Raw genomic sequence first — 26943 nt, 5'->3', positions numbered from 1 at the left:
CCAGGCGTCGGGCCCTGCTGCGCCTCGGGGGAGCGGGAGAGCATGCACGCGAGGTGCTGTCTCGCCGTGACTCGCCATCTGCCCTGGCATCTTCTTGGAGGACAGGATGACAAGCGCGCTGTTCGGTATGCTGAGGGGGTCAGCTTGGCGGCTCGGTCTGTGCGCCGCCGCGATGCAGGCGGCGGCCCTGGTGAGCGGCTGCGTGGCCCCGTCGGAGGGCGTGAGCGAGGAGGTCGTGGGCGAGGAGCTCACGGATGAGCAGGCGTTCGCGGCGGGCGCGTCGCCGGTGGCGACACACGGCCGGCTCCAGGTCGACGGGAACCGGATCGAGAACGAGCGCGGGGAGCCGGTCCAGCTCAAGGGCATGAGCCTGTTCTGGAGCCAGTGGGGCGGAAACTTCTACAACGCGTCCGTCGTCAACTCGCTCGCGGACACCTGGAACGCGAGCGTCGTGCGCGCCGCGATGGGCATCGAGTCGGGCGGGTACCTCACGAACCCCACGGCCGAGAAGAACAGGGTGAAGACGGTCGTCGACGCGGCGATCGCGAAGGGCATCTACGTGATCATCGACTGGCATGATCACAACGCCACCGCGCACACCGCCCAGGCGAAGGAGTTCTTCGGCGAGATGGCGAGGACCTACGGGAGCCGGCCCAACGTGATCTTCGAGATCTTCAACGAGCCGGACGGCGAGTCCTGGAGCGAAATCAAGTCGTACGCCACCGAGGTGATCAGGACGATCCGCGACGCGGGCTCGAACAACCTCATCGTGGTCGGCACGCCGACCTGGTCGCAGGACGTGGACGTCGCCTCGAGCAGCCCGATCACCGGGTTCTCCAACATCGCGTACACCCTGCACTTCTATGCGAACACGCACAGGGACAACATCCGTTCGAAGGCGAGGACGGCGCTGTCGAGGGGCCTGGCCCTGTTCGTGACCGAGTTCGGCACCTGCGACGCCTCTGGCAACACCGGGCTCAACCTCTCCGAGTCGCAGGTCTGGATCGACTTCCTGAACGCGAACAAGATCAGCTGGGCCAACTGGTCGCTGTTCGACAAGGACGAGACGGCCTCCGCGCTCCGCCCCGGCGCGAGCACCACCGGCGGCTGGCCGGACTCGCAGCTCACCGACTCGGGCAGGTGGGTGAAGGCGAAGATGCTGGAGGGCGGCAGCAGCTCCAGCTCCAGCAGCAGCAGCAGCAGCAGCAGCAGCAGCAGCTCCAGCAGCAGCTCCAGCAGCAGCGGTGGCGGCGGCGCGGGCGGAGCGGGCGGCAGCGGTGGCGCGGGCGGCAGCGGTGGCGCGGGCGGCAGCGGCGGCGGGTCCACGACCGCCCCCTTCCAGTTCGTCGTGTCGCCGAACTCTCACCCGTACTGGATCCAGGTGAAGGTCACTCCGCCGTCGGGGCGTGTCGGCGACGTCACCTCCGTCACCGCGCAATGGAATAGCCTGCCCGAGGTCCGCCTCGGCTGGAATTCGTGGGGCGAATGGACGTACGGCCCGAACCATCCCAACTTCGTCCCCGCGGGCACGCTGGTGACCTTCAAGGCGACGGACGCAAGAGGCAACTCCACGACGTGGAGGTCGGGCGCCTGGCCGGCCGCGCGGTAGAGCCCCGCGGCTGCGCAGATAGAAGGCCCCTCTCGGAGGAAGGCCCCGCCCGGGGCCTTCCTCGTCGTGTGCGCGAGCCGCCCCCGGTCGACCCGGGCGCGGCGCCGAGGGCACAGGCGGCGCTGGAGCGCCGCCTGAAGTTCCGGCGGCCGTCGGCGACCCAGCAAGCACCCCCCGGGCGCCCGCGCCGGTGCCGGCGTCGTGTTAGCGTCCAGCCATGAAGAGGCTCATGCGAGGACTCGCGAGCGTGACCGCCCTGGGCGCGCTGGCGGGCGCGGCGGGGTGCGGCAAGCTCCTCGGCCTTGACGGGTTCACGGATCAACCGGCGCAGCAGGGCACGGGGGGCGGAGAGGACGCGGAATGCGCGTCGCCCGCAGACTGCCCGGACGGGGATCACGGCGCGGCGACATGCGAGCGGGGCGCGTGCGGGTTCCAGTGCGAGGACGGGTACGACGACTGCGACGACGAGGTCGGCTGCGAGACGGCGACCCGCGCGGACAAGCAGAACTGCGGCGGCTGCGGCGTGACGTGCTCGGCCTACTGCGAGCAGGGAAGCTGCAACGACCCGGTCGACGTGGCCGTGGGGCGCGTCCACGCCTGCGCCATCCTGAAAGACGGGTCGGTGTGGTGCTGGGGACAGGAGGTCGATGATGAGGCCCGTCCTGGCAGCTGGAAAGCGAGGCTGGAGCCGGCCCCGGTGCCCCTCCCGGCGCCGGCGGTCGGGGTTGCGGCCGGTGACTATTCGGACGAAGACATCCAGTGGCATACCTGCGCGCTGCTCTCCGACGGCACCGTGCACTGCTGGGGGGTCAACGGGAGCGGACAGCTCGGCCTCGGAGTCGGCACCTTCGCAAGAAAAGAGCCAGTTCAAATCAGCATCAGAGACGTCGGCCGGATCGCGGCGGGCGGAGGTACGACATGCGCGATCGACAAAAGCGACCGGCTCTTCTGCTGGGGCAGAGGATTCGAAGGCGAGCTCGCAGTCGAAGAGGTGCCCGAATCGAGCGTGCCGGTTGAAATATCGGTTCGAGATGAGCCCGTCGCTCAGGTGTCGGTAGGCTTCGAGCACGTCTGTGCTACGACAGCGGACGGCGGCCTGTATTGCTGGGGAGACAACGGTTCTGCACAGCTTGGCAGGCCCGCGAGCGGCTTCAGTTACTCCCCCTCCGCCGTGCCCTCGTTGTTCAACGTGAGAGGGGTGAGCTGCGGGCGGGGGCACACATGCGCGGTGACCGCCATCAGCACCTACTGCTGGGGTGGCAACGGCTCCGGGCAGCTCGGGGTGAACAGCACAGAAAACCAGAGTGAGCCTGCACCTCTGGCGCTGAGGAACGTCGAATCCGTCTACACGGGGTACTGGCATTCTGGCGCTCTTGTCGCCGGCAGCGTCTTCATGTGGGGACAGAACACCTCGGGAGAGTACGGCAACGGACTCGCCATCAGCGAGCCCGTCCCGACAGACACCGGCATGACCGGCATGCGGAAGCTGGCGCTGGGAGAAGATTTCTCTTGCGGGCTGACGGAGACCGGCGTCCTGCAATGCTGGGGCTACGGGGGCAGCGGCCAGCTGGGAAATGGCACGGAGGAGAGCTCCTCGGTGCCGGTGCCCGTCCGGTGGCCGGAACGAGCCCAGGCGCCCTGACGCGGTCCGCCGCCCCCGAGGGCGGCGGCCTCCGTCAGCGCGGGATTCAGCGCGGGATGACGATCACGTCCTCGCAGGTGAAGTCGACGCCCAGGGCCGCCTGCGGGTCGGCCTGGATCGCAGCGCAGGCGCTCTCGCAAAGTACGATCTGCGCCGGGCTCTGGGGGTTGTCGTAGCGCCAGGCGTTATCGGCCTCGCATTCCTGGTCGTACGTGAGCGCTGTCGGGGCGTCGTTGCCGCTCCTGTACGTCACGCGGACCCGCTGCTCGTCGAAGGTCCGCCCGTCGGGCGCAGGCGGGATCGCGACGGTGCAGCTGACCGTCCCGCCGCGGATCGCGTCGACAGCCGCCTTGAACGCGGCGGTGGTCGCCTCGGGATCACCGGTGTCGATGAGGAACGCGCGCTCCGTGCCGCCCGCCTCGGCGACCCGGCTCATGTTCCCGATGGTCTCCGTCGGAGCGTCCGGGTGCGGAGGATTGGCGACGCCAATGACGTACGTCGGAATGAGGTTCGTGAGCGCACCTGCGGCCTCGTCCACCACGCGCTGGATGGCGTTGTTCTCCGGGCCGCAGCCCGCCGGCTCGCCATCCGTGACCAGCACGATCGCATACTTCCCGGGAACAGCCTGCCGTTGCTGCTCGACGAACCCGATCGTGCCTTGCATCACGAACAGCGTGGGCGTGCCGCCGCGCCACTCCTCCATCGTTTGCGGCGTGATCTCGTCTATCGCCGCGGCGAAGGCCGGCGACGGCAGCAGCGTCATCGGGACGGCCGGCGTCGCGTAGGGAGCGACCGAGCACTTGATGTCGTTGTCCTCGTCATCGCTCGGGAAGAACGTGAGCGACGCCCTGATCCCTTGAGACTCCGGATCCGCGAAGAACTGCTTGGTCGCGGCCACCACGGGATCCCACTTGAGCGTCTTGTCGTACCAGGGCAGGTCGCCCATGCCCATGCTGCCCGACACGTCGAACGCGAATGCCAGGTACACGGGCTCGAGATCGGCCTCGGCCGACTGGGTGGCGCACGAGCCGCCGTCGCCCGAGCCGGCGCCGCTGCCGCCGCTTCCGCCCGGGCCGACATCGCCGCCGAACGTGTCCCCGGCGCCGGATCCGGTGCCGCTGCCGCTGCCTCCTGAGTTCTGCGCGCTTCCGCCGACGTCGCTGGTGCCGCTGCTCCCACACGCGGTTCCGATTGCGCCTACCGTCAGCAGAGCGATAGCCATTGTATTTAATTTCATGACGTCAATCCTCCGTAAGCGTGGACCGGCGCCGTGTCGCCGGTGGCCGAGCCACCATGACTGCGTGGAGCCCCCGGAGGCGGACACGGTCGCCGATCTCGCTCCTGAAGCTCCATGGTGCACCAGAAAGCATAGCCTACGGAGCTGCGCGTCAACCGGGGGTGGCCTGGAAAAGATTATTCATGGCGAAGCAATGTCGTCGCCGCGGGACATGAGCCGGTGAAATGTGGTCTCGCGTCGCACCAGGGAGCGCGGCGAGATTCGGCGCCCCGACGCCTGGATCCGGCGGGTATCCGGCGGATCCGAGGAGCCGCGGATCGGCGCGCAGGGCGCGCTCCTGCTGCCGGCTGGTCGGGCGGACGCGGACCGGCGTACCCTCCCGTCGCCGGCCGTCCCCACGAGACCGGCGCCGGAGGGGCCGAGCCCCTTCCGCGCTGCGTCGATCACCGCAAGGAACCCGATGACCTTCCAGGCCTCCATCTCGGCTGACGTCCGGCTCCCCGGGAGCGCCGATCCGAGCGACGCCCCCTATCTCTTCTCCGCGTTTCCCTTTCCGCCCGGCCACTTCCGGGTCCACGCGATCCGCGGGCGGGAGGCGCTCAGCAAGCCGTACAGGTTCGAGGTCACGGTCACCTCGCGGTCGTTCGTCGGCGAGGATCTCGAGCGCATCGCGCTCGGCCAGCGCGCCGCGCTCGTGCTCCGCGCCGGCGGCGCTGCGCGTGTGATCCCCGGGGTCGTGGCCGCCGTGCGCTCTCAGGGCGTGCGCCCGCACCACGACGCGGCGCAGTACACGTTCTGCCTCGTGCCGGCGCTCGCGCTGCTGCGCCACCAGCGCGGCTCGCGCATCTTCCAGGACCAGCGGGTCGATCAGGTGGTCGACCACGTCCTGCGCGGCGCCGGAATGGCCACGCGCTGGGAGCTCACCCGCGAGTACCCCGTCCGGCCCTACATCACGCAGTACGAGGAGAGCGATCTCGCCTTCGTGAGCCGCCTGCTGGCCGAGGCGGGCATCTTCTATCGGTTCGCTTCCGCCGCGGGGGCGGTCGAGGAGATCCTCCGCGCCGCGGGGCTCGTGGCGCCGGCGCCGGTGGCCGACGTCGCGGCGTTCGTGCAGGCGGCCGCCGGCTTCGCCTACCCCGAGGAGACGGTCGTCTTCGGCGACGACGCGTCGACGTACCCGCCCATCGCGTCGGGCGGCCTGGGGGCGGTCGCGCGCGCGGCGGCGGCGGCGCTCGACGTGCCGACGGAGGTCTCGATCGGCCCGGTCGCGGTCGGCCTCGGCGCCCCGTCGCTTTATTACCTCTCGGCGCTGGGCTTCGCGGTGGAGCGCGCCGACAAGGTGACCGAGTTCGCGGCGGTCCGGCGGGTCCGCTCGGATGTCGCCGAGTACCGCGAGTATGATCCGGACCGCCCCAACGCGACGCTGGTCAGCCGCGACGAGGACGAGGAGCCCGCCTCGGGCGCCGTCGACCAGGCCGCCGCGGCGCTCCGGGGGCTCGTCTCCCGGCGCGCCCTCGAGACGTACGAGCACGACGGGCACTTCCTGTTTCCGGACTGGAAGGACGTGGACGAGGTGGCCCGCCGGATCCGCCGCCAGACATCGCGCAAGCGCGTCGGCGCCGAGGGGCGGAGCCTCTGCGAGGCGCTGTCCCCGGGGCACCGCTTCCAGCTCGAAGACCACCCGATCGGCAGCCTCAACCGGGAGCACGTCGTCACGTCGGTCGAGCACCGGGGCTCGGTCGCCCAGGGGGAGGAGACGTACTCGAACACGTTCACCTGCGTGCCGGCCCGGGTCACCTACGTCCCGACCCGGCCGAGGCGGCGCACCGTGCAGGCGCTGATCACCGCGACGGTGGTGGGGCCTCCCGGGGAGGACGTGCACGTCGACGCCCTCGGCCGCATCAAGGTGCTGTTCCACTGGGATCGGCGCCGGACCAAGGACGACACCGCGTCGTGCTGGATCCGCGCGGTGCAGCCCTGGGCGGGCGCGGGGTTCGGCCACCAGTTCTTTCCGCGGGTGGGCATGGAGGTGGCCGTGGCGTTCGAGGGCGGCGATCCGGACAAACCCGTCGTGATCGGCTCGCTCTACAACGCGACGCGGCTGCCGCCCTTCCTGCTCCCCGCGAACAAGACGCAGAGCGGGATCCGCACGCAGTCGATCCCGGGCGGGCGCGGGCACAACGAGATATCGTTCGAGGACGCCGCGGGCAGGGAGCGGATCCATGTCCACGCGCAGGCGGATCTCGACGAGGTCGTCCGCCGCGATCACAGGAGGATCGTGCACGCGGACGAGGCCCTGCGCGTCATGGGGAGCCGGCGGGACACCGTGGACAAGGACGCCGCGAGCGAGGTGCGCGGCGACCGGGAGGAGCTCGTCCTGGGCAGCGCCTCGCTCCGGCACGGCGCGCGGCTCGACGTCGTCGAGAAGGGCCTGGAGCAGCGGGTCGGCGGCGCGCGGTCGGCGCGGGTCGAGGGACGCGACGACCTCGAGGTGCGCGGCGCGGCGGAGCAGCGGTATCTCGGGGATCTCACGACGCGCGTGGCGGGCCACCACACGATCATCGTGGGAAAGCACGACGCGAAGCGCGCGATGACGCTGCGGGTCGAGGGGGTGGCGACCATCTCGGCCGACGACGCGATCGAGCTGGTCGCGAGCGCCGGCATCACGCTCCGGTGCGGGGCCACGTCGATCCGCGTGGGCGCGGACGGCATCGAGCTGCACGGACCGGTGGTGCGCGTGACCGGCGAGCAGGCGGCCCTGGAGGCGGGCAAGGACGGCATCAAGCTCACGTCCGACGGGGCCTATGCGCACCTCGGCGGAAAGCTCCTCCTGAAGACCGAGAAGGCGAGCCTCGCCATGGGGACGGAGGTGAAGGTCGACGGCGAGAAGATCCTGCTCAACTCGCCGGACGAGGCGACGGAGGAGCCGCCGCCCGAGCAAGCGCCGCCGACGGAGATCGCGCTGGTCGACGACAGGGGGCGTCCGCTCGGACACCAGCGGTTCGTCGTGCTGCTCGAGGACGGGTCGCAGCGGACGGGCGTCACGGACAGGGACGGCAAGGCCAGGATCGAGCTGCCGGAAGGCGTGCAGGCGAAGATCCGGTTCCCGGAGCTGACCGATGTGGCGCAGGGGTAGCGCGAGCGGCAGGGGCGCGCGCGGAGCCATCATGAACAGGACCGGGACAAGGAGGCTTTGACGTGGCGAAGCCGTGGGTACCCCACGTGATCCAGCAGGGAGACCATATCCGGAAGCTCGCCTTCCGGTACGGGATCGACGCCGAGACGCTCTGGAAGCACGAGAGGAACCAGGAGATCTCCGGGCGCAGGAAGAACATGGACCTGCTGTTGCCGGGCGACGTGCTCCACGTGCCGGCGGAGCCCGCGCCGGCGCTGGACATCGCCGCTGGGACGATGAACCGATACAAGGCCAAGGTGCCGACGGTGCATGTGAAGCTGCACCTAGAGTCCGCGATGCGGTCGCTCGGCGGGCAGCGCTTCGAGGTGCACGGGGTGAACGAGGGGGGCGAGCCTGCTCTCGGCACGACGACGGCGGAGGGGGAGGCCGCGTTCGACGTGCCCGTGCTCGTGCGCGAGGTCGAGCTGCGGCTGCCGGACGCAGGGCTCGTCATCCCGGTGCTCGTGGGCGATCTCGATCCCATCGACGAGCCGAGCGGGGTGACGCAGCGGCTCCGCAACCTCGGCCTGCTGCCGCCGGCCGGGGACGCGAGCGCGGAGGACATCACGCTGGCGCTCATGGCATTCCAGCGGGACGAGGGGCTGCCCGCGACCGGCGCCCTGGACGACGAGACCCGCCGCGCGCTGGAGGCGCGGCACCTGCTTTGACCCCGGCACAGGGGACCTGATCCATGGCCAAGCTACCGACGGTTCGATACATCTGGACAGCCGAGGACCAGCGCATCGCGGGCGGGGATACGGCGGGGAGCGTGCAGGGCGCCTACGTGACGCCCTACGGCATCCCCGCGGCCGGGATCCCGAAGTGCGCGCGTTTCACGCCGGGAGCGGAGGTGGAGGTGGACCTCGGGCGCAGCGGCTGGGGCGAGCCCTGGCGCGCGACGCGGTTCTGCCACGGGAAGCCTCTCTACGAGTGGCACAAGCCGGGCGAGATCCCCGGCGCCGTCACCACGCTCGCCGAGCTGTGCAAGTACCTGCGCGAGCGGGATCCGATCGCGTACCCGGACGCGATCTACGGGGACAAGAAGCTCGCCGACCTGACCGGACCTGACAATCCCGCGAAGATGCTCTTCGATTACTGGCAGAACTCCAGGTACCGGTACGGCACCGTCAAGGAAGGGTTCGACTGGGGGACGTACGCCAGGGATCCGGGGAGCATCAAGGTCCGGAGAGACGGGGGCGCGATCGAGTACGTGCTGCGCAAGATCGTGCCGCTGCCGAGGGCGGCCGCGGCGCCGGGGGCGCAGAAGAGGCTGATCGATGAGCCGTCCTTGCTGGTGGAGCATTACATCACCGAGGTCGCCGACTCGGCCGCCAACATCCGTATGCTCCTGAAGACGTCCGAGACCGTCATGAGGGAGCGGTACCAGATCATCTACCAGCTCCAGGCGCTGCGCGCGATCGCGCAGGCGTCGTTCACGACACCGCAAGGTGGGGCGCCGTCGCAAGGCGCCGAAGTCGTGAGGCTTGTTGACGCCATTCTGCCCAAAGCTAATAAGCTGCTCGTCACGCAACCCATCCGCTCGGGCAGCACGGAACAGCGGCTGATGGAGCTGTTTAACTCGCGCCGTGAGTTCACGATGGACGCCGTGGCGGAGCTCCGCGCGGAGGAGCGGAGGCTCCGCAACCTCCTGCTGGGCTCGAGTGCGCATGCGAATACGCTCAAGAATTGGGCAGTGACCTGCCATCCCCGCTTACTCCAGGGACAGCCCGCGATCGTACAGCTGTTGGACAGGCTGACGGCGGTGCTCGCGGACGCCCACTACGCGCTTGGCGAGTGCGGGACGCATGGACACGACGACTCCATCCAGGCGCTGCTCAGCAGGGTGCAGGACGGCCACGCGCAGACACCGGACAACATCGGGGGTGATTCTCCGACCGAGGTTGTGCTCAGCTTGGTGGGCAAGGGAACTAGCATCGCGACGACAGTGGTCGGTAACCTCGCTGGACCGCCGAGCCTGTCAATCGCGATGCTCCAGGTCTCCTCGCTACTGAAGTTCCCCAGGCTCGTGAAGGACGCACACGGGGCGTTGAGCAAGATCCAGGTAGACTTCACGCAGTTGAGCTCGTGGCGCGGGCCCCATCCCGAGCTTCTCGATCTCGAGTACGGGGTACAAGTGCTAAACCGCAAGCTTGACGAGCTCACCGGGCACGTGTTGAGCCACCTCCCTGACGGGGATCTGAAAGATGATCTGAGGTGCGCAATTATCGCACAGGACCAGAAAGCGCTCGCGGAGATCAAGGATGCGTATGGCGAGGCAATGGCGGGTTCGGCGCAGAACACCGTGGCTTGGAAGGGCGCCATGGTGCTCCTCGGCCTGCTCAGCGTCGTGCTCTCAATTCGAGATGCTCACAACGCGCAAGATAAGCATTTCGCTCTCATGGCGATCGACTTCACATCTCAAGCTAGCGGAGTCCTGTCCGTCTCCTTGGGTACATACGAGACGCTCATGACGGCACTGGGGCGGCTTGAGCCAGCCGCCGATGCGCTCCTGAAATTCGGCAACGCTATAGGCTTGGTGACCTCTATTACGGGGGTGCTCTCGGGCGCCGCTGGCTACCTCGATGCATGTGACAAGGCGGACGGACTCGGTGCCGTCAGCGCGATGCTCGGCGTTCTGGGCTCTACGGGCATGGCCATCGTCGCCGCGTATGCGTTGGCGGGCACCGCGATGCCAGCGCTCGCGGCGATCTCGCTGGCATGCCTACTCGCGTCAGGGGCTGTTAGCGTGGCGCAGGTGATCGAGTCATTGGATAACAAGGCTACCAAGACCAACAGGGCTTGCTTGAGTCTGATTCGAGCGATACGCGCCAGCGCCCTCGGGAAGTTCATGGAGCAAAGTGACGGCATCATCCTCTTTGGAATGGAGGATCTCGAGAGGCTCGCAAAAGATGGATTGCTGCCGAATGCGAAGAACGACTACTGGATCGTCAGCAATTTAGCGAAGGCGGGGCTATCGCGAGGGCTCATCCAGGAAGTCGTGAACTCCACAGCGCTCGCGAGTACGCCCTTGGGGCCGGGACCCGCTGTCGCTGCCTTCTAGCGTGGGTTCCGGTGCCAGGGATGGATGGAGATCATAGTCGTGAGTGAGCAAACGTAGGGTGTGGTGAAATGTCTGGTTAAACTATTCACTCGGACCTCTTGGCCTGACCCTCTGGCGTCTTCGATCGGACTCCACACGTTCAACCTCATCGAGAAACCTCGCGGTGGACGCGCTCGCATCGGGTGAGAGCTCCAGGCCATCCTCAACGCGTTGCTGGAGGAACATCGCCGTGACGGCGCGCTTCAGTCGAGGTAACAGTGGGCGTACCTCGCCGGAGCGCAGGCGAGCGTTGAGCGTGAAGTAACTAGTCTCCCCATGGCGGCTCGATTTCCATCGTGAGCAGAATATCTGGTCAATTTCGTCGACCCGGAGACTGACGTCTCGGGACCACGGGAGCGGCGGCGTGTGATGAAGAAATAGAGTGTCGTCTTTGATGGTGAGGTGAGCGCGACACAGGAATGCAAGGAACAGGAGATAGCTGAAGGCAATCGCCAAGACTGCTAGAAAGAACGTGCCGATGAGGATGAACGTTTCGTTGTGGCCGCTGGGATTGAAGAATGCAAATAGGCCAATCCCGACGGCTGACCAGGATGCGGTGGCCAAGAATAAGAGCAGGCCACGGCTGAGCCTGATGTCATCGGCAGGCCAGCTCATCGTGAGTTCGCGCTTCACATGCTCCCGGTAATCCTTAGGAGTTGCCTTGGTGAGGCTCACAGAGTACGACGGCGGCGCGGAGATGCGACCGCGCGCTCGCAATCCGGGAAGATCGTCGCGGGCCTCGCGTAGATGGGCGGTCGGCACCTCGAATACGGCTCCGCATCGCCGGCACACGGCGAACCCAGACTCCTCGTCCAGCTCCTTCGCAGACGAGGCGCGGCGGCAGTTGACGCAGACGATCGTGAGCATGCTCGACTTTATCATCGAATCCGTCGCTGTGGAAGGCGCGCTCCCGCTGTCGGCTAGAAGCGCACGCGAGATGCTCGGATTCCTCCCCTCATTCGAATTCGAGTGCGTCCTCTAACTAGATCCAATGCCGCGATGCGTTGTGCGCGGCTATTCGTGTTTCATCCCAAGCCCAAGGCTTCTTGGACGCGCTGCTGGAGGAACATCGCGGTTGCAGGGTGCTCCAGTCGGGACACCACTGGACATGTGTTGCCCGATTTCAACCGGGCCACGAGCTCGTAGAAGGTGCGCTGGCGACCCAGCTTCGTTCGTGAACAGTAGAGCTGCTGAATATCGTCGACCGGCAAGGTGATGTTGCCGGCCCATGGAAGTGGCGCATGACGAACGCGGAGTACACCGTTCGTGATGCTCAGGTGAGTGCGGTTGATGAATGAGATTAGTAGTAGGTATGTTGTGATTAGCGCGGGAATTGCCAGCATTGAGAAGAATGTGATGCGAATGCCCAGCTCTTCCTTCTTGGGGATCGTGGTCATCACGTAGGTCCCGAGCCACATGAGCGTCGATAGGAAAATGTTCATTGAGCGGTGTGCCCCGATGTCCTCCAGCGGCCAGATCATTTCGAAATTGCGCCTGTGGCTCTCTCGATAAACTGTGGGCTCGAGACTGGTAGAACTGACGTGGTACGACGGCGGCATGGATATGCGACCGTACGACTCGAGCCCAGGGAGGTCTTCCCGAGCCTCGTCGAGGTCGGCGCTCGGGATCTCGAACATGGCGCCGCACCTCCGGCACACAGCGAAGCCGGAGTCCTCGTCCAGCTCTTTCACGGACACGGCGCGGGAACATTTGACGCAGGCGACTGTGAGCATGGTTGAATGCTACCATGGAATGTTGGGGTGTGAGAATTTTTGAGCGCGATTAGGGCGGGATCTTATGAGGTGACATGCTGGAAATGGGTGGATTGCTGCGTCGATTCGAGATGTTTTGAGGCAGTCCCGGCGCCCGGTTTTATTGAGCCGGTGGAGCGTTGCTCGGATGTGTCGTCTTGTCCTTCCGGCGTCCTTACGCGGTTGAACTCTATAGGTTTTCTCTCTTCGAGGCCCCTGGCGGCCGATGTGCTCGCTCCGTGCGACAGCTCCAGGCCATCCTCAACGCGTTGCTGGAGGAACATCGCCGTGAGGGCGCGCTTCAGCCGAGGTAACAGCGGGCCCATGTATTCTCGGCCACGGCGAACGCCTCCGCCCCGGGAGCTCCACCGTCCGCGCAACTCGGCCCCATGCTCGACGGCATCGCCCTCGTCCGGTTCGCGTCGCAAGGGCGTCGAGCTCCCCGCCGCCGGGCCACCGGTGTCCTTCGAAAACCCTGGCGCGCACGCGCCGGATCGCCGATCCTCATGGACCATGCGAGCCCCCACGATCGTCCTCATGACCGGCGGCGCCGACAGCACGACGTTGCTCCACGTCATGCACACCCGGGCGCGTGTCGTCCCGGTGTTCGTGGATTACGGCCAGCGCGCCGCGCACCGGGAGCATGAGGCGGCCGAGCGGCAGTGCGCGGCGCTCGGGCTCTCGCTCCGGCGCTTCGACATGGGGGGCGTCGGCGCGGCGTTCCGGGCGGAGCAGCAGGCCAAGCTGCATATCCCGCTGCCGCATCGGAACCTGATCGTCCTCAGCCTCGCGACCTCGTACGCGGCCCAGATCGAGGCGACTTCGATTGCGATCGCCGTCATCCGGGACGACGTCGACGGGTACGCCAGCGCGTCGCTCGGGTTCCTCGAGGCGTTTCGCCGCCTCGCGTCCACGCTCGGCGCCGTCACCATCGACACGCCGCTCATCGGGCTCGACAAGAGCGCGGTGCTCGCCGAGGGCGTCCGCCTCGGCGTCGACTTCGGGCACACGTACAGCTGCATGCTGGGCTACGAGCGTCATTGCGGGCGATGCCCGCAGTGCAAGAAGCGCCGCGCGGCGTTCATCGCCGCCGGCATGCGGGAGAGCCCCGGATTCTACCTCGACGACGCCCGGGGACCGGAGGGCGATGCCGCCGGTGCGGAGCGTGCTCCGGAACCGCCGCAGGAAGGAGGGCGCGCCGGCGACGCCACGGCCTGTTCGCCCCATCGCGCCGCGCCGCATCGCTAGAATCGCCTCCGTGAACGCCTCCTCCCCGGGTGCTCGGCCGTCCGCGCAACTCGACCCCGTTCTCCACGGCATCTCCCTCACGCAGTTCGCGGCGGTCACCGCGGCCCTGGCCGACGGCTTCGAGCTCCCCGCCGTCCTCGCCGTGGAGGGCGTCGCACCGGCGGCCTGGCCCCGCGCCGAAGCCGCATGGAAGGCCCGCCTCGTCGAGGAGTCCCTGAAGGAGGGGCAGGGCCTCTTCCCGTCGTACCGGAGCCGCCTCGCCGAGGCCGAGGACCGCCTCGCCCGGCGGATTACCCCGCTCGAGAGCGACCTCGCCGCGTGGACGGTCTTCCTCAAGGCCTACTCGAGCCACCCGTCGCCCTTCGAGCTCCTCAGCGGCGTCGGCCTCGGCGTGAACGATGTCTCCCGCCTGTCGCGCCTCTGGACGCGCCGCCTGGCCGGCTCGCCGGAGCTCCAGGAGCGGGCCGCGGAGCTCGCGAGAGAGGCGGGCGCCGAGCTGCCGGTGCTCCGGATCGAGCCTGGCGTCCTCACCCCCTCGGCGGCAGCCGCGGCGCGTGCGGAGACCGCCTCGGCCGACGCTGCGCGGGAGGCCCCGCTGGTCCTTCCCTCGGCCTATCGCCCGAGCTCCCGGGAGGCGCCGCCGGAGGAGGTGCCCGCGCCTCAGGGGACCGCCGCAGCTCCTCCGGCGCCGCTCCCTTCGGCTCACCCGGCGCCGCTCCCTCCCGGCACGGCGCAGTCCCTGGACATCCCACGCGGCCCGGCGCTTCCCTTCGCGCCCGCGGATCCGGATCGCCCCTCGCCGCTGGCGCTGCCCGCGCCGCGCGCGTCGGGACCCGTGGTCCATCGCGCCCCCGGGGCCCTCACCGGAACGGCGCCCTTGTCCGAGGCCGCGCGCGGCCCCGCGCTCCCTTTCCCCGAGGCGAGCGCGCCGCCCGGCGAGGCGACCCAGCGCCCACCCGTCGTCCCGGCGCCGCCGGCGCTTACCGGGACCGCGCCCCTCTCCGACGTTCCACGCGGCCCGGCGCTCCCTTTCCCCGAGGCGAGCGCGCCGCCCGGCGCGGCGCTCGCGCGCCCTCCGGTCGTCCAGGCCCCCCCGGCGCTCACCGGAACGGCGCCGCTGGCGGACGTCGCGAGCGGCCCGGCGCTCCCCTTCGCGGCCGCGGATTCGGGCCGCCCCGCGGCATCGCCGCCATTGCCGTGGTTGCCGCCGTCGCCCGTGCTGCCGCCGCCGTCGCCCGTGCTGCCGTCGCCGTCGCCCGTGCTGCCGTCGCCGTCGCCCGTGCTGCCGCCGCCGTCGTCCGCACTGCCGCCGCCGCCGCCCGTGCTGCCGCCGCCGCCTGCACTGCCCTCGCCGCCGCGCGCCGCCAGGCCGGTCGTCCACCGCGCGCCCGAGGCCCTCACCGGCACCTCGCTGCGCCTCGACATCCCGCGCGGCGCGGCGCTCCCCTTCGCCAGGGAGCCCTCCGGCGGAACCGCCGCCGGTGCGGCTCGTCCGGCGACGCCCGCTCCCGGCCCGCCGTCACCTCCGCTCTTGCTCCCGCTCGAGCAGCACGCCGCGCTCACCCTGGAGCTCGTCCTCGATCCCGGGAGCACCGAGGAGATCCTCCGCCGCTATCGCCTCAGCGCCGCGGACAAGGAGCGCCTCGACGCGCACTGGACGCAGCGCTTCGCCGAGGATCCTCCCCTGTGGGCGCAATGGCACGAGGCCTACCGCGCTCATCATGCCCGGCTCCTGTCCGCCGGCCGCATCGCTCGCTGAGCGCGATCAGCCCCCGACGAACACGGTGCCCACCGCCACGACCGTGCCCTTCGGAGCGTCCTCGGGGTCGTTGCAGGTTACCGCAGGGTCGCCGCTTCGAGCGGCGGGTCTTCCGTCGAAGAAGACCCGCGCGCTCCCCTTGTGCACCGACGCCTCGTTCGACGGCGGCCTCTGGAACGTTCCGCCCGCCGGCACGTGCGCCGGGCTGTTCACGGCCTTGCTCCCCTCCGTCGCCGCGGCCTGGTTGTCGATGAACACGGCAACGCAGAGCTCGCGCGAGAGCTCCCCCAGGAAGGGCATCGGCGTGGGCGTGGGGACCGGCCCAGCGGGGGAGGGCACCAGCACCACGTGCGTGTCGATCGCCACGATCCGATCCCCCCGCTTTGCCCCCGGCGTCCCCATCGTGATCCCGACCCCTCTCTACCGCACGGTAACCCGGCCGGCGGCCCCGCGGGAGCCCTCGTGGCAGCGCGCCGCACGGCGCGACCGCGTCCGCGCGGCGGCCGCCCCCAGGCAGAGCACGAGCCCCGCGATCGCGGCTGCAGGGCTGTCTCCCGCCGCTCCGCCCGCCACCCGGCACCCGCACCCCTCGTCGTCAGCAGCGGTGTTCCCGCCGCCGCCTCCGCCTCCACCACCGCCCGGGCCATCGCCGCCCGCGCCGCCTCCGCCGCCCGCGCCGCCCCCGCCGCCGTCGGGCGCCACCATGTCGCTGAGGACGTGCGCCGCCACGCGACGGCCTCTCACGTCTCCCCGGAGCATATCGTAAACTTCATGCGCCACGAGCGTCTTCCCGGCCCCGTTCGAGGCGACCTGCAGCTGCTCCTCCACCACCGACGGCGTGTCGGTCACCGCGAACGGCGCCGAGACCTCGCCGGTCATCGATAGCCGCGCGGCGAAGACGTCGCACGCTTCCAGGTACAGCCCCTCCCGGTACCGCTGCTCGACCCAGGCCACGACGAACCGCTCCCCGTCGAACGCGACCGCCGGCTCGTGCACCACCGCATTGCGGTCGATCGTCGGGATATCGGCCTGCGCGAGGAGCTCCCCGTCCGGCGCGACGAGCGCGGCGTGGACTGCCGAGTCCGCGTGTGGTCCGCCCCACACGACCAGGAACCGGCCGCCGCCCTGCGCGACGCGCGGCCGCGTGTTCCGCCCGGCGTTGAAGGAGGACAACGCAGGCAGCCGGCCGGCCGTTTGCCCCGTCACGAGGCGCGCCTCGAGCTCCCCGCTGTTGGACGCCGTCCAGGCGATCAAACAGATCCCGCTGTCGCAGGCGATGTCCGGAGCAGAGGGCTCCTGCTCCACGTCGAGCACGACCGGTCCGGTCACCGTGCCGTCGGCGCGTATCCGCCCGAACTGCACGCCTCCGGCGTCGGAGGGCCAGCGGAAGCGGCTCGCCACCACGAGCTCGTTGCCGTCGAAGGCGAGGCGCGGATATTCCAGCGTCGTCTCGGTCCACGCGGAGAAGTCGAGCGCGCGGGCCTGCCCCCCGGGGTCGAGGAGCCCCCCTTCGAGGGTCCCGTCCTCCGACACGTACACGAAGGCGTGCTGCGCGCCGTCGAACGCGACCGCCGGGGCGTACCACGCGGTCGCGAGCGTCGAGGGCGCGCCGAGGAGTGCGCCGTCGGGGTCGGTCCAGGCAGCGCGGAGCTCCGTTCCCCGCTCTCCGTCGGTGCGCTCCTCGATCCACGCCGCGAGGAAGCCGTCGTCGAAGGAGGCCACGGCGACGTTGCGCTGGTCGTTCGGCTTCGCCGAGAGCAGGACGTTGCCTTCGAGGCGCGCGCCCCCGGGCGACAGGCGCGCAGCATGGATGTCCGGGTTCCTCTGCAAGGCGGCGCTCTGCGCGTCGGCCCACGCGACGAGGTAGGCCGCGCCGTCGAAGGCCGCCGCGACCTCCGCGTCGGGCTCCGGGGTCGTCGACAGGAGCGTCAGCGCGTCGTCGGTCAGCCCGGTATCGCCGTCCACGTACTTCGCCGACACCCGGTGCTCCCCCACCCCGGTGTCGCTGTGGTGCGAGTACCCCACGACCGCGAGGTAGCCGGCGCTGTCCGCCGCGATCGCGAGCGGCCCACGCCAGTTCTTGCCCGGCACGAGGGAAATCCCCGCGGCGTCGAGCACCGTACCTTCCGACGTCACGCGCGCCGCGACCACGCCCGAGGTGCCTTCACCGGAATCGAGCCACGCGACGAGGCACTCGCCGGGACGGCACGCGACCGTCGGGCGGTCGCGAGGCGCGGTAGAGATGGACGAGGAGGAGGGGGAGATGGCGAAGCTCTCGGTATCGAGGGCCACGCCAGCCGGCGTCACGCGCGCGCCGTGCACGTGGGCGTTTTCCGCTCCGGGGCGGCTGCTCCAGGCGACGAGGTAGTGGGTCCCGTCGTACGCGACGGCCGGCGGTCCCCCGCCGGACGTGGTCTCCGCGACGTCGATCGGGGCCTCGTCGAGGAGCGCGCCGTCTCCGCCGACGCGCCGGGCCCACAGGTCGTTCGGCGTGCTCCACACGACGAGGAACGTGGCGCCGTCGGAGGCCACGGCGGCGCTCTCGAGCCGGTATTCCTCGGCGACGAGGATGGGCTCCGCGTCGAGCGCGGCGCCGTCGTGGTCGATCCGCGAGGCCATCACGCGCCTGCGGCCGGCCTCGGCGTCGACGATCCAGATGGCGAGGTACCCGGGGCCGCCGGCCGCGACGGCGGGTCTGGTCTGGGGCCCGGACCGCGGCGTCACCTCGATCGGCCACGGATCGATCAGCGCACCGTCGAGCATGCGGCGCCCGAGCACGTTCCCGGGAAAGGCGTTCGTCTCGTCCCAGAGCGCGAGGCACCCGCCCGCGCCGCACGCCGCCGCCGGCGCGGTCTGGACGCCCGGCGCGGCGACAGGTGTCGGCTGCCCGAGCTGGAGCTCGTCCGAGACCTCGGTCGCGCCGGCCGAGCGCGGAACGAGGAGCAGACCGAGGAGGAGCAGCGCGCGCGCGGCGCAGCGTCTCGCGGCTTCCTGCGCCGCGGCGCCCCGCGGGCGTTCGGTCAGGTCAGCCCGCGTCCACCGCGGGACCGAGCGTGTCCGCGAGGACAACGCGCGTCGAACAAGGAAGGTAGTCAGCATGGGTCTCCGTGCATGGGGCGCAAGGAACCCTCCGCTGCGCCGCTCGTGGAGCCCATCTTCTCATCGAGCGGCCGACGGACGCCGCTGCGGAGCAGGATTTCACGGCTGCCCGGACCCGGGACGTCGACCCTCGGCGGCCCGCGCCCGGAACCCCTCCGGCGTCGCGCCGGTCCAGCGCCGGAACGCCCGGTGGAACGCGCTCGGCTCGGAGTAGCCGAGCAGGTACGCCACCTCCGCGATCGCCATGTCGGCCTCCAGCAGCGCCGCCGCGCGGGCGCGCCGGACCTCGTCGAGCAGGGCGTTCAGCGACGTCCGCTCGTCCCGGAGCCGGCGCTGGAGCGTGCGCGGGCTCATCCTGAGGCGCGCCGCGAGCGCCGGCAGGTCGGCGCCCTCGCGCAGCCGCTCGCCGAGCAGCGCCCGCACGCGCGCCGCGAGCGCCGCCGCGGGCGGCGCCGCGCCCGGGAGCGTCGAGGACGGCGCCGCGCCCGGGGGCGACGCTGGCGGCGCTGCGCCCGGTAGCCTCGCCGCCAGCGCGCCCACCTGGCGCTCCAGGAAGGCGGCGAGCGCCTCGTTCGCGTGCGGCAGCGGCCGCTCAAGCACCTCCGCCGGCACGACCAGCTCCGTCGCCGGCGCGCCGAACTCGAGCCGCGAGCCGATCCGCCGCTCCTTCTCGGCCGGATCTCCCGCCGGCGTGTGGCGGAAGCGCGCCGCGATCGCCTCGATCGGCGCGCCGATCATCTGCCCGGCGTTCACGAGCACGTCGAGCGCGAACATCTCGGCCATCTGGCCGTGGGCGGGCCGGTCGGGCCCGAACGGCGCGAACCCGAGGTGCGCTCGATCCCCGCGGATCTCCAGCGTGTAGCGCTCGCCCTCGTTCCAGAGCTGCTGGTAGCGGAGCATCCTTCGGAGCGCCTCGCCGAGGGTGGGGCTGCTCATCGCCAGGAAGCCGAGCGCGTCGAGGTGCTCCGGCTGGAAGCGCCCCGCGAAGCCGAGGCCGAGGTGCGGGTCGCCGAGCGTCGCGACCGCCGCCTCGACGAGCGCGTAGAAGGCCTCGAGCGGCACGCGCGCGTCGGGGTCGGCGAGCGCCGCGGGCGCGAGCCCCGCGGCCTCGAGCAGCGCGCCCCGATCGGCCCCGCGCTGCTCGGCGTAGCCCGCGAGCTGCGCGGCGATGCGCGCCCAGAGGCTCGGCGCGGCCGCCGGGGCTGCCGCCGCGTGGCGCCTCGGGTCAGCCGTTGTGGCGCGCGCGGTCACGGCGTTCCCGACGAGCAAGCCCCAAGGTTTCCGGCGAGCGGAGGAGCATCATGGGACAACAAGGCATCGAGGAAGGGCGCGGCGCGTTCGTCGAGGACGCCTGGTACATCATCGCGAACGCCCGCTCGGTGGGCAAGCGGCCGGTCACGATCGAGCGCTTCGGGACGCGCATCGTGCTCTTCCGCGACGGGCGCGGCGCCCTCGTCGCGGCGCGGGCGCGCTGCCCGCACCGCGGCGCGGACCTCGGCCTCGGGCGCGTGGTGGACGGGTCGATCGAGTGCCCGTACCACGGCTTCCGGTTCTCCGCGGACGGCCGCTGCGTCGCGATGCCCTGCGAGGGCCGCGCGGCGGTCGCGGGCGGCGCGGGCGCGGCGCTCGCGCTCACGCGCTTCGAGGTGCGCGAGCACCGCGGCCTCGTGTGGCTCTGGTGGGGCGACCGCCCGGGCGACGGGGCGGCCGACCGGCGGGGCGACGGGGCGGCCGAGCTGCCGCCCCTGCCGTGGTTCGACAGCCTGCCGCCCGACGAGCGCCACGCCCACACCGCGTGCATGGAGTGGAACGTGCCGTTCGCGCGCGCGATGGAGGGCATGCTCGACCTCCACCACCTGCCGTTCGCGCACCGCCCCTGGGCCTTCGGCGTCGGGGCGCTGCTCGACCCGTACGACGTCCGCGTGGAAGGCGACGTCCTCCACGCCGAAGGGGTGCTCCGCCGTGACGACGGGAGGCCGTGGGATGGGCGCCAGGGGTGGAAGTTTGTGATGGAGGTGCGCTTCCCCGGCGTGATCCGCTTGTCGTTCGGGGGCACCACGCTGGGCCTGGCGGGGTGCGCGCCGATCGACGCGGGGCGGACGTTGATCGTGGGGCGGTACTACATGCCGGTTCCGGTGATCGGCCGTGCGCTCGCCTGGCTCGGGCTCTGGCTGGAGTTCCGGCTGATCCAGCCGGGCGACCAGCGGATGCTCGAGTCCACCGAGCCGCGCGACCCCGACCTGGGCGGGGGCCGTTGCGTGCGCGCCGACGCGGGGATCCTCGCGTGGCACAAGATGCGGCGGGCGCGGCTCAGGGAGCAGCGGGCGGAGGCGGGGCGGAGGTTGCCGCTGACGCAGGCGTGAGGCTGCGATGAGCGGGAGAGGGCGAGTCGCTGGGTACGCGACGAGCCTCTTCCCACTGGCGAGCTGGAGCTCGGGCTCGTGATTCGAGCACGTCGTCGCGATGCGTGACGTGCGGGCGCGGTCGGATGCCGCCCGGAGCCTGTGATTGCCGGTCGGGACGGCGGAGCAGCCAGTCAGATCCTCAGTAGATCGAGGGCGGTGCGCAGCTCGTAGAACGCGGCGATCCCCTGGACGGGAGCCGACCGCTCCAGGCGATTGAGGACCGAGGTGCCGGCGTCCCGGTGGTGACGAAAGGCCGTGGCTTCGTTGCTTTGCGATGCCCAGCTGGCCAGCCGGATGTGAACGTGCACCAGGTCGAATTGCCACTCGAGGCTATGCGGGTATGCCTCTAGCAGCGACCTTATGATCTCGAATGATCTCTGATAGTGGTCTCGAGCCAGGGTGAGATCGCCTCGCGCCAGCGCCATGTCGCCGGCTTTGTTGCAGCTCACCGACAGATCTCGCCGCAGGTTCGCGTTCTGCGGATCTCTCTTGGAGAGCGCCTCAGCGAGGCCCAATGCTTTCTCATGATGACCCCGCGCCGATGCGAGATCACCTTCTGAGTGCGCCACATCCCCGAGCATGTGGAAGACCCGGGACAGGTCCCGCCAGGCACCGACGTTTTGCGGCTCCGCCTCCGTCAACGCCTCAAGCTGCCGTAGCGCGTCGTCGAAGTAGCCTCGAGCTGCCTGGAGATGCCCTGCCTCCTGCTCCAGCACGCCGAGCTTCGCATGGACCGTCGCCAGGTCATCCCACTGCGGCCTCGCAGTCGCCGGCTCGGCTCTGGACAGCGCCTTCAGGAGCGCGAGAGACTTCTCGTAGTAGCCGCGGGCACGTCGAAGATCCCCTCCTATGTGCGCCACCTCGCCGAGCTTGCCATAAGCCGCCGGTAACTCGCGCTTGTATTGGGCGTTGTGCGCGTCGAGCTCCACGAGCCGCGACATGATGCTGAGGGCTGCCTCGAACTCTCTCCTGGCGAGGGTGAGATCACCGTCGTGCGTGAGCGCGAGCTCGCCTCGCTCGCGATGGTTGACCATGCGGCTGTGCAGCGCCTCCGGGCTCTCGCCGGCGCGGTCCAGCAGCGCTGCGGTTCGGGCGAGCAGCTTCCTGCGTATCGCCGCCGTTCCGGCGATGGGCTTCAGATCGCGCTCGATCGCCAGATGCACTTCGTCTGCCAGCTCGATGGCGTCCGCCAGTCGGCGTTCTGCCCTCTCCCGCTGCCGCTCCGCCTCGTTGCGCTCCTGTTCGAGGCGGAGCCGCGCGGCCTCGCGCTCCGCGACGCGCCGCGCCTCGAGCGCGGTCGCCATCTCGAGAAACCGCCGCGCCCGCGGGCCTGGCGCCTCGGCCTCGCGCAGGTACGCGAGCTGCGCGCCTCCCGGCAGACCGTCCTCATGCCCTCCCGCCGCCTCCCACACCTTTGCGGCCGCCTCGAGATCGTCGCGCCGCTCGAGCGCCTTGCGGCTCGCCTCGATCCAGTCTCGCAGCGTCGCCCAGCGCTTCAGGAGCGCCTCGTGCACCAGGTCGACCCTATCTTCGCCCTCGCGCCGGCTCACCACGACGAGGCGCACCGACGCCTCGGCGCCGTCCGCCGCGCCCGGCTCGCGCCCGCCGGAGAGCCGCAGCAGCAAGCGCTCCGCGTCCTCGTCGCCGCCGGCCGCCTCCAGCACCTCGGCCCGGCTTGCGGTCTGGCGTGTGTCCTCGGCGCCACGACCGATCTTCACGAGGCGGAGCAGCAGCCGTCGCGCCCGCTCGCGGCCCTCGGCGCCCAGGCGATCGATGACCGGGTCCACGCTCCGCGTCAGGGCGCCGCCGAGGCCGCCCAGCGCGTCGTAGGCGGCGTGCGTCAAGAGGTCGCCTTCGCGCTTCGTCCAGAGCGCCTGGAGCACGTGAGCGACGAGCGGCAGGCTTGCGTCGGTCGCCGCGGCGTCGTCGAGCAGCCGCTCGGGGAGGCCTCGCTCCCATCGGAGGCCGACGTGCTGCGCAGGGCCAGCGATCGCCGCGCGCAGCCCTGGCGCGCTGATCGGGCGGAGGTGGTAGCGGGACGCGTGGGCGTTCAGCAGCGCCGACAGCTCGGGCAGGACGCGCAAACCCGCCTCGAAGTCGCTCCGGATCGTGGTGACGAGGTAGAGCGGTCCCCCCGGATCGAGGAGCGCCTGCGCGAGGAGGCGATCGAGGTGCACCCGCGCCTCGGGTGCGGAGAGCGTAAGGGCCTCCTCGAGCTGGTCGACGACGAGCAGGAAGCCCTCCTCGCCGGCGTGCTCACGGAGAAGGCGGGCGAGCGCCGATCTCGATGTGCCGAGCTCCAGCGCGAGCGCGTCTGCCGAGCACGAGCCTGGCGGAAGACGATCCTTGAGCGCGCAGCGGAGGGCGGTGGCGAGGGCTCGCACCGGCTGCGGTCCCGGGCGGAAGACGGCGGTGCGGAAGCGCTGGAGAGTCCCAGCGATCCAGCCGCCCTGCTGGACCCGGGGGACGAGCCCCGCGCGCGCGAGCGAGGATTTTCCGGCGCCGCTCGGGCCGTCGATCTGGAGCCATCGGCGGTGTGTATCCCCGGTATCGCCGAGGCGCTGAAGTGCCTCGTTGATCTCGGCGTCGCGGCCGAAGAAGAGGTTGGCGCGATCCTCGTCGAAGAACTCCAGACCGGGGAACGGGCAGATGGGTGCCGAGACCGGGTTGGGATCCTGGACGTGCGAGGCGTCGTCGACGTACACGGCCGCATCCATCGCGTCGAGCGGGCTGCTGTTTCGGTGGTGATCCGCCGTTCCGCCGGAAGCCGAACGCGCGGCGCTCAGCGTGCGCTCGATCCCCCTCCGCGGCCCCGCGCGGCGATCCAGGGGCCTTTCGCCCGCGCCCGTTGCCCGCAGGTTACGGAGGATTTGCGCGGCCTCGACGTGCGTGCCGTCGCGATCCTCGTACGGGATCGGCCGCACGCCCAGCCGATCAAGCTCATTGCGGACGTAGCGCGTGAGAGCGCCGGTGTGGACGAGCGCGAAGTGGCTCGGGGGTTGTTCGCTGGCCAGGCACCGGACCCACCTGAGGATTGCCTGGAAGTCATCGGCGGCGGGGTCGCAACCGACGAACAGCAGCGGGCAGGCGGCGAAGAGCGCAGAGAAGGCGCGGACGAGGTGCGGGTCGTGATGCGTCACGCGGTCGTGCTCGTCGCGCGTCATCACCCAGGTCGAACGATCCAGGAGCGTGCCGAAGAGCTTCAAGATGAAGCGGTGGCGCTGGGCGATGTTGCCCGTCGCGCGGGCGAGCGCGGGCCAGCGGCCGAGGAAGGCGCGCTCGAGGATGAGGTCGAGGCCTGTCGTGAGCACGGCGCGCGGAGAGAGCGCCGCGATCGCCCAGGCGAGCTCGGGGACCTCGAAGCCTTGGTCGTCGAGGTGCCGTTCGATCGCGGCGCAGAACTCATTCGCGCTCACGGCGTCCTTCGCCGCCGTGAGGCCGTCGATGACGCGCCGCTGTTCCGCGAGGACCTGGATTTCACGGCAGAGCTCGCCCTCTGCGCCGCGAGCCCGCGCACGCTCCACGATCAGCCCGAGGAGGCGCTCGCGCGAGGGGAGCCCTGCCGCAGTCGAGACGCCGGCGCCGGCGAAGACCACGAGGTTGCCGCCGAGGTAAGCGCGCTCGAGATCATCGAGGACAGGGTCACGCGCCTGAGCCGGGGCGCATGGCAGCACCTCGGCCTCCGCCGGGCAGGACAGGCTGCTCCCCCGCGCCCCCTCGCTCGTCATGGATGCATTTGAGGAGCACCCCCGCGAGAACGCAAGCGCGCCGGAGCGGGCGCGCCGTGAGGCGAGCGAAGAGCGAAGCCACATCGAGGCGCCCCTGAGCGCCGCAGCGGCGCCGCTGCGGGGCGGGTCGGGGCGGCGCAGGCGCTGGACGACACACCACCTCTGCTCCTTGATGGTTTCCCGTCCCGAATCTTCAGGGGCACGCCGCCATAGACCACTAGTTCGCCCGCGTCATTCAGCTCCTCCTCGATAAATGTATCACGTGGATACAAGCAGGGATAAGGGCTCGGAGGCGACTGGGAGTTCCTCCTCGCCTCGACCACCTCCTGAACCGACGGCTCCGGCTCCCCGGCAACACGAGCGGCGGTGGCCTCACCTCGACACCTCGCGCGCGACGTCCTCCCACGAGCCGGTCTTCGCGAGCTCGCGCGCGGCCTCCGGCGCCGACCAGCGCAGCGGCAGGGCGTCCTCGAGCCGGACGCCCTCGGCGACGTGAAATCTGAGGAGCCGCGCCGCGCCGGCGAACGCGGCGAGCTCGGGCCCGTCCCAGACCACCTCCGCCTCGCCGGTCAGCGACAGGAGATCGCCGGAGGCGAAGTCGATGAAGAGCACGCCGGCGCGCCGGTCGAGCGCCAGGTTGCCGAACGTGTTGAACGCGGAGTTGCCCGGGAAATCCGGCGCCGTCAGGACGGTGTGCCCGCCCTCCTCGGCGGCGTGCACGAAGCCCGGCTTGCCGCCCCGGTGCGAGACGTCGGCGCCCTCGACCGCCTCGCCGCCGCGCGCGGCCGGCGCGGCGGTCGCGATGAAGAACGTGTCCGCGCGCCCGACCAGCGCCGCCGCGGCGGCCGACAGGACCGGCCCCTCCGCGAGCGCCGGGCGCGGCGCGGCGGCGGCCGGGTCCCTCACGAACACGGGCTCTCGCGCCTGGATGTACTGCGCGCAGTTGCCGAAGCTCTGCCCGACCCGGACCACGAAGCCGCCCTCGCCGGCCTCGACGATCGTGCCGTTCATCCGGTTGCGGCGGCGGGTCTCGAGCTGGATGCCGAGCAGCCCGACGGGCGCGCCCGCCGCGAGGCCCGCTCCGGCGGGATCGCCGGCGCCGGGCAGGGCATCGACCCGGAGCGTCCGCGGATCGGGAGACGAGATGAACCCCGGCCGCCCGACCAGGAGAGAGGCCCAGGGGCGGCGCTGCGCGTCGAGGCTGCCGGCGAGCAAGAAGGGCAGCTTCGCGAACAGCTCGCGGTGCTGATCGGGCATGAAGTCCCGGATGACCCGGCGCCCGGCCCTCTCGGCCCGCTCGCGCACGCCGGCCCGCTCCTGAACGGCCATCTCCCCCGGGTGGTACGGCGACCGCTCGCCGGGCCAGCCGGGCAGGGGAGCTGCGGGAGATCTCGGACTGAGCTCGTGTGACATGGGGTGTTCCCTCGCGGCATGGCGATCCGGAGCGGCGTTCCATCGATCGCGGGAGCTCGCCGGGCCGGATCGTGTTGACCCGGCGGGCTCCCGCGGGCGTCAGGCCGCCGCGGGAGGCGGCGTCCGTTTCATCGGCACGAAGCCGGGCAGGTCTTCCACGCGCGCGAGCCAGGCGCGCACGTGGCCGTACGGGTCGAGCGGCACGCCGCCCTCCGGCGCGTGCGCGGTATAGGTGTACATCGCGACATCCGCGATGGTCGGCCCGTCGCCGACCAGGAAACGCCGCGCGGCCAGGTGCTGGTCGAGCACCGCGAAGAGCTGCGCGGCGGTCGACACGGCCCGCTCGTAATCCGCCTCGAGCCCGATCACCTTCGTGAGGCGCGCGATCCCGGGCCCCGACACGAGCTGCCCGGCCGCGACGGAGAGCCACCGCTGCACCTCCGCGGCCGCCACGGGATCCCGCGGGAGCCAGCGCTCCGCCGTCTCGCGCGTTTCGTACCGTGCGGCCAGGTAGACGAGGATCGCGTTGCTGTCGGCCAGCGTGACGTCGCCGTCCTCGATCACGGGCACCTGGCCGAACGGGTTCTTGCGCAGGAACTCGGGCGTCTTGTGCGCGCCCTTGAGGAGGTCGACGTCGATGAGCTCGTACGGGAGCTGCAGCAGCGACAGGAACAGCTCCACGCGGTGGGCGTGTCCCGAGAGCGGGTGGCGATAAAGGCGGATCGGGCTGGCAGGGCTGGTCATCGAGGTGGTCCTTTCGACGGGATGGCCGGAGGA

Annotated in this window: 17 protein-coding genes; 8 read left to right on the top strand and 9 right to left on the bottom strand. The window is 70.8% G+C overall.

The window, feature by feature from the left end:
- The first annotated feature begins 106 nt into the window (after nucleotides 1-106).
- A complete protein-coding gene (locus tag WMF43_RS39335; protein ID WP_437672897.1) occupies nucleotides 107-1609 on the top strand; it encodes a glycoside hydrolase family 5 protein in 1503 nt (500 codons plus the stop codon).
- Nucleotides 1610-1838: 229 nt separating this feature from the next.
- Nucleotides 1839-3251: an RCC1 domain-containing protein gene (locus WMF43_RS39330; protein ID WP_437672895.1), complete on the top strand. Its 1413-nt coding sequence runs from the start codon at nucleotides 1839-1841 to the stop codon at nucleotides 3249-3251.
- 46 nt (nucleotides 3252-3297) lie between these two features.
- On the opposite strand, the gene WMF43_RS39325 is transcribed toward WMF43_RS39330, so the two are convergent.
- Nucleotides 3298-4473 (bottom strand): vWA domain-containing protein, encoded by a 1176-nt coding sequence (locus WMF43_RS39325; RefSeq protein WP_437672893.1) that lies wholly within the window; start codon nucleotides 4471-4473, stop codon nucleotides 3298-3300.
- Between the two features lie 475 nt (nucleotides 4474-4948).
- Between WMF43_RS39325 and WMF43_RS39320 the strand changes: the two genes are divergently transcribed.
- The 3 genes from WMF43_RS39320 to WMF43_RS39310 all read left to right on the top strand — a co-directional run bounded on the left by WMF43_RS39320 (nucleotide 4949) and on the right by WMF43_RS39310 (nucleotide 10724).
- A complete protein-coding gene (locus WMF43_RS39320) occupies nucleotides 4949-7624 on the top strand; it encodes a type VI secretion system Vgr family protein (RefSeq protein ID WP_437672891.1) in 2676 nt (891 codons plus the stop codon).
- Nucleotides 7625-7686: 62 nt separating this feature from the next.
- Nucleotides 7687-8331: a peptidoglycan-binding protein gene (locus tag WMF43_RS39315; RefSeq protein ID WP_437672889.1), complete on the top strand. Its 645-nt coding sequence runs from the start codon at nucleotides 7687-7689 to the stop codon at nucleotides 8329-8331.
- 23 nt (nucleotides 8332-8354) lie between these two features.
- Nucleotides 8355-10724, top strand: a complete 2370-nt coding sequence (locus WMF43_RS39310) for a hypothetical protein (RefSeq protein WP_437672887.1) — start codon at nucleotides 8355-8357, stop codon at nucleotides 10722-10724.
- A gap of 81 nt (nucleotides 10725-10805) precedes the next feature.
- Here the strand turns inward: WMF43_RS39310 and WMF43_RS39305 are convergent, their stop codons facing one another.
- Nucleotides 10806-11630 (bottom strand): hypothetical protein, encoded by an 825-nt coding sequence (locus tag WMF43_RS39305; protein ID WP_437672885.1) that lies wholly within the window; start codon nucleotides 11628-11630, stop codon nucleotides 10806-10808.
- Nucleotides 11631-11788: 158 nt separating this feature from the next.
- Nucleotides 11789-12496 carry a hypothetical protein gene (locus WMF43_RS39300; RefSeq protein WP_437672883.1) on the bottom strand — a complete coding sequence of 236 codons (708 nt, stop codon included), beginning with the start codon at nucleotides 12494-12496 and terminating at the stop codon, nucleotides 11789-11791.
- A gap of 531 nt (nucleotides 12497-13027) precedes the next feature.
- Here WMF43_RS39300 and WMF43_RS39295 point away from each other — a divergent pair.
- Together WMF43_RS39295 and WMF43_RS39290 are read left to right on the top strand one after the other, a co-directional pair.
- Nucleotides 13028-13762, top strand: a complete 735-nt coding sequence (locus WMF43_RS39295; protein WP_437672881.1) for a 7-cyano-7-deazaguanine synthase — start codon at nucleotides 13028-13030, stop codon at nucleotides 13760-13762.
- Nucleotides 13763-13772: 10 nt separating this feature from the next.
- On the top strand, nucleotides 13773-15521 hold the full coding sequence (locus tag WMF43_RS39290; protein ID WP_437672880.1) for a hypothetical protein: 1749 nt from the start codon (nucleotides 13773-13775) through the stop codon (nucleotides 15519-15521).
- A 6-nt stretch (nucleotides 15522-15527) separates the two neighbouring features.
- On the opposite strand, the gene WMF43_RS39285 is transcribed toward WMF43_RS39290, so the two are convergent.
- The 3 genes from WMF43_RS39285 to WMF43_RS39275 form a co-directional block, all read right to left on the bottom strand.
- Nucleotides 15528-15887 (bottom strand): PAAR domain-containing protein, encoded by a 360-nt coding sequence (locus WMF43_RS39285; RefSeq protein WP_437672878.1) that lies wholly within the window; start codon nucleotides 15885-15887, stop codon nucleotides 15528-15530.
- Nucleotides 15888-15941: 54 nt separating this feature from the next.
- Nucleotides 15942-18620 (bottom strand): hypothetical protein, encoded by a 2679-nt coding sequence (locus tag WMF43_RS39280; RefSeq protein ID WP_437672876.1) that lies wholly within the window; start codon nucleotides 18618-18620, stop codon nucleotides 15942-15944.
- A gap of 99 nt (nucleotides 18621-18719) precedes the next feature.
- Nucleotides 18720-19889: an AraC family transcriptional regulator gene (locus tag WMF43_RS39275; RefSeq protein ID WP_437672874.1), complete on the bottom strand. Its 1170-nt coding sequence runs from the start codon at nucleotides 19887-19889 to the stop codon at nucleotides 18720-18722.
- A gap of 32 nt (nucleotides 19890-19921) precedes the next feature.
- Here WMF43_RS39275 and WMF43_RS39270 point away from each other — a divergent pair, with 32 nt between their 5' ends.
- A complete protein-coding gene (locus WMF43_RS39270; RefSeq protein WP_437672872.1) occupies nucleotides 19922-20983 on the top strand; it encodes a Rieske 2Fe-2S domain-containing protein in 1062 nt (353 codons plus the stop codon).
- A 173-nt stretch (nucleotides 20984-21156) separates the two neighbouring features.
- Here the strand turns inward: WMF43_RS39270 and WMF43_RS39265 are convergent, their stop codons facing one another.
- The 3 genes from WMF43_RS39265 to WMF43_RS39255 all read right to left on the bottom strand — a co-directional run bounded on the left by WMF43_RS39265 (nucleotide 21157) and on the right by WMF43_RS39255 (nucleotide 26910).
- Nucleotides 21157-24753, bottom strand: a complete 3597-nt coding sequence (locus tag WMF43_RS39265; protein ID WP_437672870.1) for an nSTAND1 domain-containing NTPase — start codon at nucleotides 24751-24753, stop codon at nucleotides 21157-21159.
- Nucleotides 24754-25125: 372 nt separating this feature from the next.
- Nucleotides 25126-26166, bottom strand: a complete 1041-nt coding sequence (locus WMF43_RS39260) for a flavin-nucleotide-binding protein (RefSeq protein ID WP_437672868.1) — start codon at nucleotides 26164-26166, stop codon at nucleotides 25126-25128.
- Between the two features lie 99 nt (nucleotides 26167-26265).
- Complete coding sequence (locus WMF43_RS39255; protein WP_437672866.1) at nucleotides 26266-26910, bottom strand: glutathione S-transferase family protein; 645 nt, start codon at nucleotides 26908-26910, stop codon at nucleotides 26266-26268.
- Between the last annotated feature and the right edge of the window lie 33 nt (nucleotides 26911-26943).

Source organism: Sorangium sp. So ce131 (genome assembly GCF_051519095.1).
Taxonomy (GTDB): domain Bacteria; phylum Myxococcota_A; class Polyangia; order Polyangiales; family Polyangiaceae; genus Sorangium.
This window is presented reverse-complemented; position numbering and strand designations above follow the sequence as displayed.

Bases quoted from the DNA above. Each gene is read 5' to 3' on its own strand.
- WMF43_RS39300 (WP_437672883.1), bottom strand. From the start codon at position 12,496: ATGCTCACAGTCGCCTGCGTCAAATGTTCCCGCGCCGTGTCCGTGAAA.
- WMF43_RS39255 (WP_437672866.1), bottom strand. From the start codon at position 26,910: ATGACCAGCCCTGCCAGCCCGATCCGCCTTTATCGCCACCCGCTCTCG.
- WMF43_RS39260 (WP_437672868.1), bottom strand. From the start codon at position 26,166: ATGTCACACGAGCTCAGTCCGAGATCTCCCGCAGCTCCCCTGCCCGGC.
- WMF43_RS39295 (WP_437672881.1), top strand. From the start codon at position 13,028: ATGCGAGCCCCCACGATCGTCCTCATGACCGGCGGCGCCGACAGCACG.
- WMF43_RS39330 (WP_437672895.1), top strand. From the start codon at position 1,839: ATGCGAGGACTCGCGAGCGTGACCGCCCTGGGCGCGCTGGCGGGCGCG.
- WMF43_RS39325 (WP_437672893.1), bottom strand. From the start codon at position 4,473: ATGGCTATCGCTCTGCTGACGGTAGGCGCAATCGGAACCGCGTGTGGG.
- WMF43_RS39280 (WP_437672876.1), bottom strand. From the start codon at position 18,620: ATGCTGACTACCTTCCTTGTTCGACGCGCGTTGTCCTCGCGGACACGC.
- WMF43_RS39305 (WP_437672885.1), bottom strand. From the start codon at position 11,630: ATGCTCACGATCGTCTGCGTCAACTGCCGCCGCGCCTCGTCTGCGAAG.
- WMF43_RS39270 (WP_437672872.1), top strand. From the start codon at position 19,922: ATGGGACAACAAGGCATCGAGGAAGGGCGCGGCGCGTTCGTCGAGGAC.
- WMF43_RS39310 (WP_437672887.1), top strand. From the start codon at position 8,355: ATGGCCAAGCTACCGACGGTTCGATACATCTGGACAGCCGAGGACCAG.
- WMF43_RS39265 (WP_437672870.1), bottom strand. From the start codon at position 24,753: ATGACGAGCGAGGGGGCGCGGGGGAGCAGCCTGTCCTGCCCGGCGGAG.
- WMF43_RS39320 (WP_437672891.1), top strand. From the start codon at position 4,949: ATGACCTTCCAGGCCTCCATCTCGGCTGACGTCCGGCTCCCCGGGAGC.
- WMF43_RS39335 (WP_437672897.1), top strand. From the start codon at position 107: ATGACAAGCGCGCTGTTCGGTATGCTGAGGGGGTCAGCTTGGCGGCTC.